Raw genomic sequence first — 16,905 nt, forward strand, 5'->3', positions numbered from 1 at the left:
TTTTATTTAAGCGATTATATTAACCAACCCATTTACGAGCGTTGCGGAACATACGCATCCAAGGACTGTCTTCTTGCCACTCATCAGGATGCCAAGAGTTAGCCACTGTACGGAATACACGTTCAGGGTGAGGCATCATAATAGTAACTCGACCATCCGTCGTCGTTAACGATGTAATCCCTTCTGGTGAACCATTTGGATTAGCTGGGTACGTTTCTGTGAACTCACCATTGTTATCAACATATCGCATTGAAACGGTTCCAGATTCAAGTGCAGCAGTTACTGCCGATGCTTGAGCAAACTCAGCACGACCTTCACCGTGAGACACTGCGATTGGCATACGAGAGCCTGCCATACCAGCAAAGAATACAGAATCTGACTCTTGGATTTCCACTAAGCTGAAACGAGCTTCAAAACGTTCTGATTTGTTAGTAACAAAACGAGGCCAATGATCTGCACCTGGAATTAATGAACGTAAGTTAGACATCATCTGACAACCATTACATACACCTAAACTAAAGGTATTGTCACGGTGGAAGAAGGTTTTAAACTGTTCACTTAACATCTCGTTAAACAAGATAGACTTAGCCCAACCTTCACCAGCGCCTAATACGTCACCGTAAGAGAAACCGCCACAAGCAACTAAGCCTGTAAAATCAGCAAGATTCATACGGGCTTCTTGTAAATCACTCATGTGAACATCTATTGCTTCAAAGCCTGCACGGTTAAACGCAGCAGCCATTTCAACGTGAGAGTTAACTCCTTGTTCACGTAAAATCGCCACTCTAGGTTTAACACCGGTAGATGCCGATTTTGCGATAAACGGAGCCGCTACGTCTTCATTGATGTCATAAGTAAGTTCAACGTTTAGACCTTTGTCGTTCACATCAAATTTAGCATCATGTTCTTGTTGTGCACACTCTGGGTTATCACGCATAGATTGCATTTTGAATGTGGTTTCAGCCCAAACGGTACGGTAATGAGTACGAGTATTTTCAAGTACTACTTTGCCGTTATGAGTAAAACTAACTTTATCTTCGTTATTAACAGAACCAATCACATGCGACATGTCAGCTAAACCATTTTCAGCTAATACGGCTAACACTGTAGCTTTGTCAGAAGACTTAACCTGAATAACCGCACCTAACTCTTCATTAAACAACGCAGCCGTTACGTCATCACCTAAATCACTAAGCTCAACATTAACCCCGGCTTTACCAGCAAATGCCATTTCTGTAACGGTAGAGAATAATCCACCATCCGAACGGTCATGATAGGCCATCACTTTACCGTCACGGATTAAGGTTTGAATGCTGTCGAAGAAACCTTTTAATATCGCAGGAGAATCAACATCTGGAGTTGACGTACCTAACTCATTATAAACTTGAGCCAAACAGCTCGCGCCCATACGGTTTTGTTTATTACCTAAATCAAGCAAGATAAGTTCTGACTCACCTTTGTCTGTTCTAAGCTGTGGCGTTGCGGTATTACGTACATCTTCAACACGAGCAAACGCAGTAATTACCAATGAAAGTGGCGACGTTACTGATTTATCTTCATTTGAAGACTCATCTTGCCACTGAGTTTTCATCGACATTGAGTCTTTGCCCACTGGAATAGTTAATCCCAATGCTGGACACAACTCTTCACCTATGGCTTTAACTGCTTCATAAAGACCAGCATCTTCACCTGGGTGACCAGCAGCGGCCATCCAGTTGGCTGACATTTTAATGCGCTTCATTTCACCAATATCAGAGGCTGCGATGTTAGTGATGGACTCACCAACCGCCATCCGCGCAGATGCACCATAGTTTAATAAAGCAATAGGTGTTCTTTCACCTAGTGACATTGCTTCACCATGATAAGTGTCTAATGCTGCCGTTGTTACTGCAACGTCCGCTACCGGAACTTGCCAAGGGCCAACCATTTGATCACGAGCAACCATACCTGTTACCGTACGGTCACCAATAGTAACTAAGAAGGTTTTTTCTGCCACTGTCGGTAAACGTAAAATACGTTCTGCTGCGTCATCTAATTTAATGTTGGATAAATCAAATTCTGACCCCGCTGTTTGGGCAGAAGTAACGTCACGATGCATTTTAGGCGCTTTACCTAATAACACATCTAACGGTAAATCAATTGGGTTATTGTCAAAATGCTCATCACTTACAGTTAAGTGACGCTCTTCGGTAGCTTCACCGATAACGGCATATTGAGCACGTTCACGTTTACATAACTGTTCAAATAATTCTAAGTTCTCTGGCGCTACCGCTAGTACATAACGTTCTTGAGATTCGTTACACCAAATTTCTAATGGCGACATGCCCGGCTCATCATTTGGTACATTACGCAACTCAAATTTACCGCCACGTTCACCATCATTTACTAATTCTGGGAACGCGTTTGAAAGACCGCCCGCACCAACATCATGAATAAAGGCAATTGGATTTTCATCACCTAACTGCCAACATTTATCGATAACTTCTTGGCAACGACGTTCCATTTCTGGGTTCTCACGTTGAACCGATGCAAAGTCTAAATCTTCATTTGATTGACCTGATGCCATTGAAGAAGCAGCACCGCCACCTAAACCAATGTTCATTGCAGGTCCACCTAACGCAATTAATTTAGCGCCAACAGGGATTATGCCTTTCTGAGTATGTTCACGACGAATATTCCCTAGACCACCGGCAAGCATGATTGGCTTGTGGTAACCACGTACTTCTTCACCATTGTGACTGTTTACTATATCTTCGTAAGTACGGAAATAACCTAAGATGTTTGGACGACCAAATTCATTATTAAATGCAGCTCCACCTAACGGGCCCTCCATCATAATGTCTAATGCGTTAACGATGCGGCTAGGTTTACCGTAGTTGATTTCCCAAGGCTGTTCGAAAGAAGGGATACGTAAGTTTGATACTGTATAACCACTTAAACCAGCTTTAGGCTTAGAACCACGACCTGTTGCGCCCTCATCACGAATTTCACCACCTGAACCAGTTGCGGCACCTGGGAATGGAGAAATAGCCGTTGGATGATTATGTGTTTCAACTTTCATCAAGATATCAATGCTTTCGTTATGGTATTGATAAGCATTAGTTTCTGGATTAGCAAAAAAACGTCCTGCTTCAGAACCATGCATAACCGCTGCATTATCTTTATACGCTGAAGTTACATATTCGCTATTGTGTTCAAATGTGTTTTTGATCATTTTGAACAAAGACTTTGGCTGTTTTTATGCCATCGATTGTCCAATCTGCATTAAATATTTTATGACGACAATGTTCTGAGTTTGCTTGTGCAAACATATATAATTCAATGTCGTTTGGATTACGGCCTAATTTGTTGAAGTTTTCAACCAAGTAATCAATTTCGTCATCAGCTAGGGCTAAGCCCATTTCAATGTTGGCAGTTGATAATGCTTCACGGCCACCTGAGATAATATCAACTGAAGCAAACGGTTTAGGCGCTTCTTCAATAAATAACTGTGATGCTTGTTGTAACTCGTTGAATACCACTTCCGTCATACGGTCATGTAATTCTGCAGCTACTTGTTGTTTTTGCTCAGCGGTTAAACCATCTGCAACAACATAATACGCAATACCGCGTTCTACCCGTTTTACACTTTCTAAACCACAGTTATTAGCAATGTTAGTTGCTTTTGTTGACCACGGAGAAATAGTACCAGGACGTGGTGTCACTAGGATCAACTCACCTTCAGGTTTGTGCTGCGCAATAGACGGACCGTATTTTAATAAAGCATTAAGCTTTTCAAGTTCGTCTGTTGATAGGTCCGCTGACACGTCAGCAAAGTGGGAATATTCCGCATAAATGTCTGTTACATTTAGGCCAATAGCCGAAAATGCAGCAAGAAGTTTTTTAACACGAAATTCAGATAAAGCTGGGGCACCACGAAGGATTAACATATGCCAATTCACCATTCATTGATTGTTTTGAAAGGAAAAAATTAGGCGCGCATTATATACACAATCGCTCTCAAGATATAGAGTACGATCGTAATAAATAGAACGATTAAACAAAAATATTTTGTTAGCACAAAATCAGCTAAATTAAAGTCAATAGTACAGATAATTTATCGTGCTATTTCCATTTTTTTATAGCGAACAAATCTAAGCTTTAACACCAAAGGATTGACTGATAAATAATGGAATTTAAAAATTTTGTCATATTATGTTTAGTGACTGGTAAATCGAGTTTGTGGTATAAACTGCCCATGAAACGAAATCACACTGTAACCCGTACACTAACTTGTACCTTAAAATCAACAAAAGCACGCCTTCTTTGGGTCGTGTCTATTTTGTTTGTGTTAATGGCATGTCAGCCTGCAGATAAAGATTCAAAACTAAAACAAATCAAACAAGCTGGTGTTTTAAAGGTAGGGATATTATTTAACCCAACCAGTTATTATGTTGATATTGATGGCGCCGCTGGATTTGAGCACGACCTAGTACAAAACTTTGCTCGTTATTTGGACGTCGATATCGAATTTGTACCGAGTTACCATGTTTCGGAATTACTGCCTAAATTAGAAAATCGGACTGTTGATATATTAGTAGGTGGATTAGCGCCAACAAAAAACCGATCACAAAAATTTCGGTACTCGCCTCCATACTTAAACATCTCTCAGAAAGTGGTTTATAAACAAGGTCGCCAACGTCCAAATTCAATGGAAAATATTGACGCACCGATAACCGTTGCAGCTAAAACAAGTCACCACGAAAAATTGTTAAGCATGGTAGAAGATTATCCTGACATGGAAATTAACATTTCAGAAAATGCCGATCCTAATGAAATATTAGAGATGGTAATGGATGGAACAGTAGATTACACCGTTGCAGACTCTCATAATTTAGCGGTAGTTCGTCGTTATTTCCCTGACATTAGTGTTGCCTTTACCATTCAAAAGAAGTTGCCTTTAAGCTGGCTGTTAAACGATAACCATGATGATTCTTTGTACGCTGTGTTAATCGACTTTTTTGGCGAGATGAACGAATCCGGTGAACTATTAGCGTTAGAAGACCGGTATTTCGGCCATGTTGAAAAATTCAATTATGTGGATACTCGGTTATTTATGCGTGCGGTTGACGATGTGTTACCTAAATACCAAGATTGGTTTGTTCAATACGCTGGTGACATTGATTGGCGCTTGCTGGCAGCACAAAGTTACCAAGAATCTCATTGGAACCCGAGAGCAAAATCCCCTACGGGCGTTCGTGGCATTATGATGTTAACACAACCAACAGCGAAACAATTTGGTGTTAAAAGTCGCTTAGATGCAGAAGAAAACATTCGTGGCGGTGCGGTATATTTACGTAAGTTATTAAACAGGATTCCCGATCGTATTTCAGAACATGATCGACCTTGGTTTGCTCTCGCTGCTTATAATATTGGTTGGGGTCATGTGCAAGATGCACGTAGACTGACTTCACAACTTGGCGGAAATCCAGACAAATGGGTAGATGTTAAAAATCAGTTACCACTATTACGCCAAAAACGTTATTACAAAAAAACTCGTTACGGCTTTGCTCGTGGCGACGAAGCTGTAAATTATGTTTCAAACATTAGACGTTATTACGACACGCTTGTTTGGATAGATCAAAAAATGACAGAAGAAGAGTCTATTGCCAACAGAAAAAATGATGTTGAGCAAAATGCCAAACCACAACTAGCACAATAACGGTATGTAAAACAAATACCTCTCACATATTGCAGCCTCAGTTTAAATAGACTAGATTAGCCCGATTATCGATATAGCAATATCAATATCGGGCTTTTGAGCCAGTAAAGGATAAGAAATGTTAAGAAGAAGAAAAGTTAATAAACTAAAAAAGGTAGGGTTAATGGCCAGTGGCATTCGTCGTCGTGTATCGAAAAAAGAAATACTCGTCGTTTAGTTCAACGAAGAGTGAAACAAATTGCAATGCGTTTGGAAGGTTCGACTATTACACCAACTGACTAGCAATAACTCTGCTTCTCTAATCTTTTAGTATTGCGCTCTTTAATTTATCTGCTTTTTTCTGTTCTCTTCGTTTCTTAAAAAAAGCTGAAATACGAGCGCTGCATTCATGATGCATTACCCCAGAATAAACCTCAACTTGATGATTTAATTGCGCATGAGAAACTATATTCATGACACTTCCTGCTGCACCGGTTTTTAAATCACTTGCGCCAAACACCAGTTTTTCTATACGACTATGTACTAAAGCCCCTGCACACATTGGACATGGCTCTAAAGTGACATACAAAGTTGATCCAACTAACCGATAATTATCTACCTTGTTACCTGCATCTCTAATGGCCATAACTTCAGCATGCGCAGTAGGATCATTTAGTGTAATTGACTGATTCCACCCTTCTCCAATTATTTGATCATTTTTAACCAACACGGCGCCTACCGGTATCTCTCCTTGCTGCTCTGCTAATTCTGCAAGTTTAAGTGCATGCGACATCCATTTATTATTATGTTCAACATCATCAGTCATAAAATAGCTAAATAAATATAATTTGGTTAATTAGACTAAAATTCAGTTATTACCACAACACAATTATCACTTTATTAATTTAATTACTTATATTTCAATAGGTTAATAAATGGTATAAATGTTGTTATATATGACAACTATAAAAATGAATAATAGAGCGTAATCACTCTATAATTGAATAAAACAAATTAAGAAGGAAATGAACATGCCAACTTCAGCATTTATCATCGCATTAGTCGCTATCGTAGGTGGAATAGGATATGCCGCTTGGGAACAATATGTAAAACTTCAGTTAAAGAAACAAAACAGCAAAATTGATGAGCAAACTCAAGCCGTTATTAATGAGTTAAAGCAACGCATCGAAGTATTAGAAAAAATTGTGACTGACGAAAAGTATTCTTTAAGAAACGAAATTAATGCGCTAGATAAAGCCAGTTAATCACTGGTTTGCAAAAGCTTTAAAACAATAACAATTATTAAGTAGAGAAACGTCATGACAGGAACAACTGCAGCCATCGCCATCATAGCTATTGTGGGTGGACTTTTATATTCAGCCTATGAACTTAACATTAATGCCAAACTAAAAGACAAAATGCAGACGACAACGATGATCTGCAAAAAGAACTGAAAGAATTAAAACAAGAAATGTTAGCACTAAAAGAACGTACCGCTGTATTAGAAAAAATAGTGACGACTGAAAACTACGATTTAAAAGACAAGATCAATTCTTTATAAGATTGTTAAATTAAGCTAGCTAATTGAATCTATTCATAAATACATCTAGGATAGATTCAACTTAGACTAGCTAAAAAGTGAGAAATAAATTGCAGATTAAAATAAGACTTTTAATCCTGATATTATTTTTATCATTAAGCTTAAACTTATATTTCTATTTAACCCTTCCAATCCAAAAGCAGCAAGCCAATTTAGCGTTGAACAGTCCAATGTTGGAAATAGAAAACAAAACCAACAACAATCCATTTAACACGACGGTCCAAGGCACTAAACCACAAGTTAATAACGTGACGGAACAAGTTCATGCCCTTTTCAATAACCAGCAATATGACTTAGCTATCGATCTCTACAGTGACATTGTTAATCAAGATGAAACGTTAGCTGATAACATACTTAACACTTGGTTAATTAAACTAAACAACCGCCTAAATAGTCACGATAATGATACTGTCGCCGCCTTTACCTCTTCATTCTTTAATTACAATGCCTATCATATCAGAGTCATGCAGTTAGAAGCCAAACGGCTTGAGCACCTTATTCAATTTCCACAAGCAATTAAGCTCTATAAAGACATTATAGATAATTCGTTTAATCTAGAAATAGAACAACACAGCGAAAACCAGATCCATTTACTGGTACAAAAACAATATGCACTCTTAAGCCAACAAGGTTTATGGAAAGAAACCTTACATTTTCTCGAACAAGTATTATTTGATGAGGCTGATTACCCACCCTATTTATTATTGTTAAGTAAAACAAAAATAGAACTAAACCAATTATCCTCAGCACAAGAAATATTGTTACAGCTTGCTGAATCTGAAGAATCACCAGCCCAAGTTGATGCCTTATTACAACAAGTGCAATCTTTGTTATTAGGTGAAACCGCCATTCCACTAGTAAAACATGGCGAGCATTTTATAGTGAACGGTCAGTTTGATTCACAAAGCCAAATTCAATTGATGATAGATACAGGCGCATCACTGTCAGTTTTATCCAACTATGCTTTTGAAAACCTCCCCAGTTGGTTAAATCCTGTCTTTAGTCGACAAATAGATATGAATACAGCAGGAGGAACTGTTAACACACCAGTCTACCTATTTGAACAATTTCAAATTAATGGTTATCAAGTTAAATCAATAGAATTTGCCGTAATGGATTTAGAAACCCTAGATAAAGCTGATGGTTTGCTTGGTATGAACTTTTTAAAACATTTTGCTTTTCAGATTGATCAACTAAACAATCAGTTAATATTAGGTGTTAATTAACTCTGTATTCCAATATCCAACAATTCTCCCTTATGCCTAAAACTGAAAATGAATATAAAAAAACGGAGCATAAAAGCTCCGTTTTCAACTAACTACATCTAGTTATTCCCATTCAATGGTCGCTGGAGGCTTACCACTAATGTCATAGACGACTCGTGAAATACCATCAATTTCATTGATGATACGATTCGATACTTTACCCAAGAAGTCGTACGGTAAATGCGCCCAATGTGCTGTCATAAAGTCGATAGTTTCTACCGCTCTTAAACTCACAACCCAGTCGTATTTACGACCGTCGCCCATTACTCCAACAGAACGTACAGGTAAAAATACAGTAAACGCTTGGCTTACTTTATTATATAAATCAGCCGCATGAAGTTCTTCAATGAAGATATGATCCGCACGACGTAATAAATCAGCGTATTCTTTTTTAACTTCACCTAAGATACGAACTCCCAGACCTGGTCCAGGGAAAGGATGACGGTAAAGCATGTCATATGGTAAACCAAGTTCTAAACCAATTTTACGCACTTCGTCTTTAAACAATTCACGTAGCGGCTCAACTAAACCAAGTTCCATGTCTTCTGGCAAACCACCAACGTTATGGTGAGATTTAATCACATGTGCTTTACCTGTTGCGGAAGCAGCAGACTCAATAACGTCAGGATAAATAGTGCCCTGAGCTAACCATTTAGCATTAGTTAATTTACTGGCTTCTTCATCAAAGATTTCTACAAATACGTTACCAATGATCTTACGTTTTTTCTCTGGGTCATTTTCAGATGCTAAACGGTCTAAGAATCTATCCTCAGCTTTCACATGAATAATGTTTAATCCAAAGTGATCACCAAACATTTCCATCACTTGTTCGCCTTCGTTTAAACGAAGTAAACCATTATCAACAAATACACATGTTAGTTTTTTACCAATAGCTCTGTGCAACAACATAGCCACAACCGATGAATCAACGCCACCAGAAAGGCCAAGTACAACTTCATCATCACCAACTTGCTCTTTCATTTTAGCGATAGCGTCTTCAATAATTGAAGCTGAAGTCCACAACTTTTCACAAGCACAAATATCACACACAAAGTTTTCTAATAAACGTAAACCTTGTTTGGTGTGTGTTACTTCTGGGTGGAATTGCACACCGTAAAACTGTTTCTCTTCATTGGCCATAATTGCATAAGGGCAAGATTCTGTTTTTGCAACGGTAGTGAAATCTGCTGGGATAGAATCGACTTTATCACCATGACTCATCCACACATCTAATAACGCATTACCGTCAGCTGAAAGTGCGTCTTCAATGTTTTTTAGCAACGCAGAGTTAGAGATAACTTCAACTTGAGCGTAACCAAATTCACGCTCATCAGACGTTTGTACTGATCCACCCAACTGTTGTGACATAGTTTGCATGCCATAACAAATACCGAGTACTGGAACGCCAGCATTAAATACATATTCAGGAGCTCTAGGTGAATTGTGTTCGGTAACCGACTCAGGTCCACCGGCTAAAATAATCCCGTTAGGATTAAAGCCTTTGATCTGTTCTTCGGTAACATCCCAAGCCCATAATTCACAATAAACACCAATTTCACATACACGACGTGCAATAAGTTGTGTGTATTGAGAACCAAAATCTAAAATTAAAATCTTATGCTGGTGAATGTCTTGCTGTACTGACATGTTTTAGCCTTTTTAATTGTGTGGTCAGGAAACCTGAACCAAGTAATTGAAAAAGCCGGACATCTAATCCGACTTTGTTGAATAATTTTTAAGTTCTAAGCCTTAAGCCTTAAGCCTTAAGCCTTAAGCCTTAAGCTGTAAGCTATAAGCTATAAGCTAGAAGCTAGAAGTTCGTAACTCGTAACTCGTAACTCAAAAGCATGAAGCAAATAGGCAAGCTACTCTTACTTGTTTCTTTATTTGTTTTTAAGTCAGTTTAATTGAGGTCAAGGAAGCAACGCGGAACGTAGAAGTCTACTTGAGCATTGCTGACACTGAGATCAGTTAAACTGACAACAAAACAAAGAAGAAATTTAACCCATACGGTAGTTAGGTGCTTCTTTGGTAATTTGCACATCATGCACATGAGACTCGCCCATGCCTGCCGATGTTACGCGTACAAATTCAGGTTTGGTGTTTAGTTCTGGAATAGAACCACAACCGGTTAAGCCCATTGCTGAACGAATGCCACCTAGTTGTTGGTGAATTATGTTTTCGATTGGACCTTTGTATGCAACACGACCTTCAATACCTTCTGGTACTAATTTTTCTTTGTTGTCTGATTTTTGGAAATAACGATCAGATGAACCATGTGATTGATTCATTGCACCTAAACTTCCCATGCCGCGGTACGATTTGTAATAACGGCCTTGGTATAACTCAACTTCACCTGGCGCTTCTTCGGTACCGGCTAACATTGAACCAACCATTACACAGCTTGCGCCGGCAACTAATGCTTTAGAAATATCACCAGAGAAACGAATACCACCATCAGCGATAACAGGTACATCTTTACCTGCAACACCGTCTACTGCGTCAGAGATAGCCGTGATTTGTGGTACACCACAACCAGTTACGATACGTGTTGTACAAATTGAACCTGGGCCAATACCTACTTTAACAGCGTCAACACCAGCTTCTACTAATGCGATTGCACCGGCGGCTGTTGCTACATTACCACCTACGATATCTAAGTCTGGGTAAGTTGCTCTCGTTTTAGCGACACGTTCTAAAACACCTTGTGAGTGCCCGTGAGAAGTATCGATTAATAAAACGTCTACTCCCGCTTTAACTAAAGCTTCAATACGCTCATCAGTACCTGGACCTACACCTACAGCTGCACCTACGCGTAAACGACCTAATGAGTCTTTACATGCATTTGGCTTGCTGTCTGCTTTTTGGAAGTCTTTAACTGTGATCATACCTGTAAGCTTGAAGTTATCGTCAACAACTAAGATTTTTTCGATACGATTGTCATGCATTAACTTAAATACGACTTCGTTTGAGGCACCTTCTTTGACGGTGATCAAACGTTCTTTAGGCGTCATAATTGTAGTAACGTTGGTTTTTAAATTAGTTTCAAAACGTAAATCTCGCCCCGTTACAATACCTTGAAGATTATTGTCTTTGTCTACAACGGGGAAACCAGAAAATCCATGTTCATCTGCCATTGCCATAACTTCACCCACTGTAATAGAGGTAGAAACGGTAACTGGGTCAGACACCACACCGGCTTCAAATTTCTTTACACGGCGAACTTCATTAGCTTGTGCTTCAATAGACATATTCTTATGAATAAAACCTAGTCCACCTTCTTGCGCTAAGGCAATTGCTAAACGGCTTTCAGTTACAGTGTCCATTGCAGATGACACCATAGGGATATTTAATTCGATGTTACGAGTTAAACGAGTTTTTAAATTGGCTTCGTGAGGAAGTATCGAGGAATGTCCTGGAACAAGTAGAACATCATCAAATGTTAGAGCTTCTTTAGCTATGCGCAACATGGAAATTTTACCTTAACTTAATATATGGAAGGAGATGATTACGTTGCGGCGGCATTTTAGTCTAAAAGTTGTGCTAGGTAAATGAAGATTTGCAAAAATCAGTAAAATAATAAGCACTATTTAAAAAAGTAATAGTTACTACTTATTTATGTGGAAATATATTTCAACAACTGACATTCATTTGCACTCTTGTTAGACTCCATTTATTCGACTTATAAGTGAATTAGAAATACGTGCAAACTCACAATAATGCCCAGCAACAACATATCTACCAAGTCTCAGAACTTAATCAAAAAGCCCGCATGTTATTGGAAGGTGAGTTTGTTAATGTGTGGATCTCAGGAGAAATTTCAAACCTAGTTAAAGCCTCAAGTGGTCATTGGTATTTTTCGTTAAAAGATAACCGTGCACAAATAAAAAGTGCCATGTTTAAAGGTAATAATCGCTCTGTTAGAGCGGTTGTTGAAAACGGCACTCAAGTGCTTGTACGTGGTCGTGTCAGTTTATATGAACCAAGAGGCGACTTTCAGTTTATAGCCGAGGTCATGGAACCTGCTGGTGAAGGTTTATTAAAACAACAATTTGAACAACTCAAACAACAGCTTAGCCAAATGGGTTTATTTGACCAAGATGTCAAACGCCCTATTCCCGTTTCGCCAAAACGAGTTGGTATTGTTACCTCGCCAACGGGGGCTGCCGTTCACGATATATTAACTGTATTAAAACGCCGTTCACCACAAACTGAAGTAATACTTTACCCAACGATGGTGCAAGGGGAGCATGCCGCTCAAAATATTATATGGGCTATCAACGCGGCTAATTACCGAAATGAAGTTGATGTATTAATTGTTGGCCGAGGCGGCGGTTCATTAGAAGATATGTGGTGTTTTAACGACGAAGCGTTAGCACATACTATTTATAACTCTGCATTACCAATTATTAGTGCTGTCGGTCATGAGGTCGATGTATCAATATCTGACTTTGTTGCCGATTTAAGAGCCCCTACGCCATCAGCCGCGGCTGAAATAGTTTCAACGGATAATTCAGAGTTAATAAATAAAACTACTCAGCTGTATTCTCGTTTGTTAATGGCCTATGCCAACAACCATAAAAACAGAAAGTCGAGCTTTGCTCAATTAAATAAAACACTGAGTTTATTGCATCCAAGTCACAAGATTAGATTAGCTCAACAACAAACGGATGAGTTGAATTTACGACTTAACGGTTTAATCAAACAAACGGTTGCACATAAACAACAACGCTCGGTAGTGGCAAAAGAAATGTTATTAGCCAATACGCCAAAACATCAATTGCTGTTAGCTAAAAAACAACACAGCCAACTCAGCCATGATTTACAGGCCAGTTTTAACAATCACTTTTCTAAACAACAGCAGCGATTTGCTAAAAATATTGAAAAATTACAAATCGTGAGTCCTCTAGCGACTTTGCAACGTGGTTATGCCATAGCCACATCCAAAACAGGAAAAGTGATAACACAGACCAGTCAAGTAGATGTGGATGATAAATTAAATATAAAAGTAGCCGATGGTGATATTGCTGTGAAAGTAATCAACTAATGTTAAAACTCGGAAAGCGATTACAACAATTAGATAAGTTAGTCACAGCAAACTATGACCATATTTGGGATTGTTGTTGCGATCATGGTTATTTAGGTACTTCGTTATTAACTCGTCAAGCCGCCAACGTTATACATTTTGTTGATATTGTTCCTGAGTTGATGAGCGGCCTAAACTACAAACTTAATCAGTTTTATCCTGAACAAAGTTTATTAAACCAAATAACCAACAATGACACGCTAGAAGAATGCTTATGGAAAACCCATTGTATTGACGTTAACGCCCTGCCATTAAAAGATTATAAAGGCAGTCATTTAGTGATAATTGCAGGTGTTGGCGGAGATTTAATGACGGAGTTTGTTACCTCTATTTGCCAGCAATTTCCACAATTCGTTATCGACTTTTTATTATGCCCTGTTCACCATCAATACACATTACGCCAGCAATTGGCCAATTTAAATTTAAAGATGGAACAAGAAATTTTGGTAGAGGAGAATAATCGAATTTATGAAGTGTTACTTGTAAAGCATAATCTAATGACATCGAAAAATAATAAAGTAGATATTAAAACAATTTCTTTAACCGGAGATAGTTTATGGCTAACAAAAACAGAACAAGAGTATAAAACCGCAAATAAATACTTAACTAAAACTATCCAGCACTATCGCCGTATCCAAGATGGAGGGCGAGTAGATGTCGCTAATATGCTTAAAGCCTATGAAGCAGTGGAACTACGTTATTTTAACTTTTAAGCTCTAGTTTTGATTTTTGTTTTTTTACTTAATACTTTCCATAAAATCTCTACCCTCTATTGATAAAACATTTATCAAGTTCGCTATTCAAACCAATAGATATATATGCTTGTTATGCAAATGTTTTTATATATTAGTTGTACCTATTATAACTTCGCAACTACACTTTCAATTCCTATTTTAAGTTAGAGATTAATAGTTAATAGCCTAAATTTTATTGCAAATAATTGATTATTATATTAGCTCTAATAGACTAAATAAAATAAGGAACTTAAATTGTATTTAGGAGTGATGAGAATTTTATGGATATAAACTCAGGTTTTGAATTCGCCCAAGAAAACAATGAAGATGTCAAAAATTTACAAGGTATCAATAGTATCCCTTGGAAGATTTTAAGTGTTGAGGATGACATTAATTATCAGGAGTCATTAATTTACGCTATCCAAGATACAATATTTAATACTCGTCCTGTTGAAATATTAAAGGCTAGTTCAGCTGCTGAAGCTGCAACCATTTTAACCCAAAATCCAGACATTGCTCTAGTTTTGCTTGATGTAGTAATGGAAGAGGATGACTCAGGGCTTCGACTAGTAGAGTTTATTCGTAATGTTCAAGGAAACTCTGCGATAAGAATTATATTATTAACTGGTCAACCTGGATTCGCGCCTCGGTTAGAAGTGATGCAAGAATATGATATTGATGAGTACTGGAATAAATCTGAAATTCAGTATGACATGTTATGTTCAATAGTTAGTGCCCACTTAAGAACATGGCATTCATTGAGCGAGTTAAAACAAGCAACTTTAGGTTTACAAATGGTCGTTGAAGCGGCTCGTAGTTTAAGTAGTAAATACGACCTTGATTCCTTTACTCATGTAGTTTTAGCAGAAATTAGTAACGTCATTAGTGCATCAGCTGATGGCATCCTTTGCATTATGCAACCTTGTCCCCTTCCCTCCAATGAAGTTGCACCTAAAGCAACCGTCAAAGCGGCAACGGGAAACTCAACTCGTTATATTAACTGTGAGTTCAATGAAGAGATCGAAAACCTGTACGGTGATGTTTGTCGTAATGCTCTAGAACAAATGACACACCAGTTTAGTGGTCATCACTCAGCTTTATTTTTCCCTGGGGATGGAGAGATTGCTGAATATTATTTGATTTTAGTGCACACCAAACAACCATTAAATCTTTATAATATAAATTTACTGCAAGTTTTTAGTGAAAACATTGCTAATGGCTTTAATAACATCTCATTTATTAATCGATTAGCGCATTTAGCGTATAAAGATCAACAACTCAATATCTACAATCGGACTTGGTTGCAACGCGAACTTTCAAATATGAGTTTTGCCGATAAGAATAATACAGAGCTCGTTATTTTTAATGTAAAACAATTTGCAAACAAAGCTTTAATATTTGGTGAAGATCATTCTAATCAGCTGATAAAACAACTCTATGACTCAATTTGCAATGTGACAACAGAGCGACACGTTATTACCAAGATGAGTGCAGATACATTTGCAATTTTATACAATAAAAATGATGCCGTTGAATTAGAATCTCTTATAGCTTTAACGAATGAACCTATGGTTGTTCATGGCATTTCACATAACTTGGATCTAACGATGGTTAGGATGGATTTAAACTTACTCAGTGAGTTACATCCCGACAGGATACTTTATTTAGCATTAGGGATGTTAAATATAGCCCGTAAACAGCGTATCAATATACTTGATTATTCACCAGAATACCTACAACAGATAACGGAAGAATCAGAGATAATGCATGGTTTAAGAAATGCTATTGCTGAGTCTGAATTATTTATTGAATTGCAGCCTAAAGTGAATATGCAAACTAATACAATTATCGGTTTTGAAGCGTTATTGCGTTGGAGCAATCAAGGAGTTTTAATTTCTCCTGCGCGGTTTATTCCGGTGGCCGAACAATCAGGGCTGATTAATCAACTGGACCTTTTTGTTTTCTTTGAAGTTGTTAATGCATTAAAAGCACTTGATGTCATGGGTTATCGCTTACCTATTTCATTCAATGCCACCATATCCGATTTAAGGGATGAACACTATATTAACAGTATCCTCACTATCATTGAGCAAGGTGAAATAAACCCGAAACTACTAGATCTTGAAGTGACTGAATCTCAAGCTATGTTAGATTATGAAGAAATCAATCCAATACTCATGCGTTTTCGCGAGCACGGGGTGAATGTTAGTATTGATGATTTTGGTACGGGGTATTCATCTTTAGCCCATATTGCTCAATTAGCCGCTAATATCATAAAAGTTGATCGTACTTTTATTACAAATATTGAAGACGATGAAGTTAGCTACCACGTAGTAGATATGGTAATGAAACTGGCTCAGAGGTTTGGCTTTTCAGTTATCGCTGAGGGAATTGAAACCGAAGGTCAAAAAAGTATGTTACTCGAACATGGCTGCCACCACGGACAAGGTTATTTATTTGCTAAACCTATGTCTTTAGAGAAATTACTAGACTGGTTACCAACACAAAAATTAGATTAATATTCATGTTGTTTTCGTCTA

10 protein-coding genes and 1 pseudogene are annotated in these 16,905 nt (G+C 38.0%); 7 read left to right on the plus strand and 4 right to left on the minus strand.

Translation table 11 applies throughout. The features are described from left to right. Positions 1–19: 19 nt before the first annotated feature. Positions 20–3,929: pseudogene (purL, locus tag RT723_RS09190) on the minus strand (phosphoribosylformylglycinamidine synthase). A 239-nt stretch (positions 3,930–4,168) separates the two neighbouring features. Between purL and mltF the strand changes: the two are divergent. Then, a complete protein-coding gene (gene mltF, locus RT723_RS09195) occupies positions 4,169–5,701 on the plus strand; it encodes a membrane-bound lytic murein transglycosylase MltF (RefSeq protein WP_315946767.1) in 1,533 nt (510 codons plus the stop codon). 298 nt (positions 5,702–5,999) lie between these two features. On the opposite strand, the gene tadA is transcribed toward mltF, so the two are convergent. Further along, complete coding sequence (tadA, locus tag RT723_RS09200; protein WP_315946768.1) at positions 6,000–6,506, minus strand: tRNA adenosine(34) deaminase TadA; 507 nt, start codon at positions 6,504–6,506, stop codon at positions 6,000–6,002. 205 nt (positions 6,507–6,711) lie between these two features. On the opposite strand from tadA, the gene RT723_RS09205 reads away from it, so the two are divergent. The 3 genes from RT723_RS09205 to RT723_RS09215 all read left to right on the plus strand — a co-directional run bounded on the left by RT723_RS09205 (position 6,712) and on the right by RT723_RS09215 (position 8,506). Beyond that, positions 6,712–6,945, plus strand: a complete 234-nt coding sequence (locus RT723_RS09205) for a hypothetical protein (protein ID WP_216053884.1) — start codon at positions 6,712–6,714, stop codon at positions 6,943–6,945. A gap of 54 nt (positions 6,946–6,999) precedes the next feature. Beyond that, positions 7,000–7,134 carry a hypothetical protein gene (locus tag RT723_RS09210; RefSeq protein WP_315946769.1) on the plus strand — a complete coding sequence of 45 codons (135 nt, stop codon included), beginning with the start codon at positions 7,000–7,002 and terminating at the stop codon, positions 7,132–7,134. A gap of 196 nt (positions 7,135–7,330) precedes the next feature. Next, on the plus strand, positions 7,331–8,506 hold the full coding sequence (locus RT723_RS09215) for a retroviral-like aspartic protease family protein (protein WP_315946770.1): 1,176 nt from the start codon (positions 7,331–7,333) through the stop codon (positions 8,504–8,506). 102 nt (positions 8,507–8,608) lie between these two features. On the opposite strand, the gene guaA is transcribed toward RT723_RS09215, so the two are convergent. Then, positions 8,609–10,192: a glutamine-hydrolyzing GMP synthase gene (guaA, locus tag RT723_RS09220; protein ID WP_315946771.1), complete on the minus strand. Its 1,584-nt coding sequence runs from the start codon at positions 10,190–10,192 to the stop codon at positions 8,609–8,611. Between the two features lie 353 nt (positions 10,193–10,545). Next, the gene (guaB, locus tag RT723_RS09225) at positions 10,546–12,015 is read right to left on the minus strand and encodes an IMP dehydrogenase (protein WP_216053880.1); all 1,470 of its coding nucleotides are present in this window, start codon (positions 12,013–12,015) and stop codon (positions 10,546–10,548) included. 233 nt (positions 12,016–12,248) lie between these two features. Between guaB and xseA the strand changes: the two genes are divergently transcribed. From xseA to RT723_RS09240, 3 genes are all read left to right on the plus strand, one after another. Further along, positions 12,249–13,592 (plus strand): exodeoxyribonuclease VII large subunit, encoded by a 1,344-nt coding sequence (gene xseA / locus RT723_RS09230; RefSeq protein WP_315946772.1) that lies wholly within the window; start codon positions 12,249–12,251, stop codon positions 13,590–13,592. Continuing rightward, positions 13,592–14,344, plus strand: coding sequence for a tRNA (adenine(22)-N(1))-methyltransferase (locus RT723_RS09235; RefSeq protein ID WP_315946773.1), 753 nt, complete (start codon positions 13,592–13,594; stop codon positions 14,342–14,344). Before xseA ends, RT723_RS09235 begins: the two co-directional genes overlap by 1 nt. A 302-nt stretch (positions 14,345–14,646) precedes the next feature. After that, complete coding sequence (locus tag RT723_RS09240) at positions 14,647–16,884, plus strand: EAL domain-containing protein (protein ID WP_315946774.1); 2,238 nt, start codon at positions 14,647–14,649, stop codon at positions 16,882–16,884. Positions 16,885–16,905: the final 21 nt, after the last annotated feature.

Origin of the sequence: Psychrosphaera aquimarina (assembly GCF_032461525.1) — a bacterium.
GTDB lineage: Bacteria > Pseudomonadota > Gammaproteobacteria > Enterobacterales > Alteromonadaceae > Psychrosphaera > Psychrosphaera aquimarina.

What these genes read in the sequence shown, in the direction of transcription:
- mltF (WP_315946767.1), top strand. Translation starts at nt 4,169, where the DNA reads ATGGAATTTAAAAATTTTGTCATATTATGTTTAGTGACTGGTAAATCG.
- tadA (WP_315946768.1), bottom strand. Translation starts at nt 6,506, where the DNA reads ATGACTGATGATGTTGAACATAATAATAAATGGATGTCGCATGCACTT.
- RT723_RS09205 (WP_216053884.1), top strand. Translation starts at nt 6,712, where the DNA reads ATGCCAACTTCAGCATTTATCATCGCATTAGTCGCTATCGTAGGTGGA.
- RT723_RS09210 (WP_315946769.1), top strand. Translation starts at nt 7,000, where the DNA reads ATGACAGGAACAACTGCAGCCATCGCCATCATAGCTATTGTGGGTGGA.
- guaA (WP_315946771.1), bottom strand. Translation starts at nt 10,192, where the DNA reads ATGTCAGTACAGCAAGACATTCACCAGCATAAGATTTTAATTTTAGAT.
- guaB (WP_216053880.1), bottom strand. Translation starts at nt 12,015, where the DNA reads ATGTTGCGCATAGCTAAAGAAGCTCTAACATTTGATGATGTTCTACTT.
- RT723_RS09235 (WP_315946773.1), top strand. Translation starts at nt 13,592, where the DNA reads ATGTTAAAACTCGGAAAGCGATTACAACAATTAGATAAGTTAGTCACA.
- RT723_RS09240 (WP_315946774.1), top strand. Translation starts at nt 14,647, where the DNA reads ATGGATATAAACTCAGGTTTTGAATTCGCCCAAGAAAACAATGAAGAT.